The sequence below is a fragment of the Vibrio sp. Y176 genome (assembly GCF_033438945.1).
Genome location: NZ_JAWOQS010000549.1, coordinates 1 through 689 on the forward strand (window position 1 = coordinate 1; position 689 = coordinate 689).

General features: G+C 48.5%; 1 pseudogene. It reads left to right on the top strand.

The window, feature by feature from the left end:
- Positions 1–689 (top strand): annotated as a pseudogene (locus R7O13_RS27230) (TRAP transporter large permease subunit); the annotation flags it as partial.

Below are 689 nucleotides of genomic sequence, written 5' to 3' on the forward strand. Positions count from 1 at the left end.
CTTTACATTCCATATGCCGAAGATGCGTTGTATGAACGTGGTGTTAAGTTTGTCACTAGCGACTGGGTCTTTGCCATTATGGCGATATTGATCGTCATCGAACTGATTCGCCGCACCATGGGGTGGTTTATTCCTGTGTTGATTGTGATCTGTTTGAGCTACGTTGTTCTGTGGGGAAAATGGGCGACGGGTATTTTTCATTTTCCGGGGTTGAGCATGGAAACCCTGCTTTACCGTAGTTTTTACTCTTCTGAAGGCATGTTCGGTTCTATTTCTCGCATCAGTTGGACATTCGTTTTTATGTTCATCCTTTTTGGTGCGTTTTTAGTACGCTCTGGCGTTGGGGATTACATCATTAATGTCGCTCGTGCAGCCGCAGGAAAAATCATCGGAGGGCCGGGTTTCATTGCGGTGCTTGGCTCGGGTTTAATGGGCTCTGTGTCGGGATCTAGCGTGGCGAATACCGTGTCGACAGGGGTGATCAGTATTCCGTTGATGCAAAAAGCAGGTTTCCCTTCGCGCTTTGCTGCAGGGGTTGAGGCTGCGGCTTCTACTGGTGGTCAGTTGATGCCTCCGGTGATGGGCGCGGGCGCGTTCATTATGGCGTCTTACACTCTGATTCCTTAGGTGGATATCATTGCTGTATCGTTTGTCCCTTCGTTGATTTATTTCTTGTCGGTCGTGTTTTT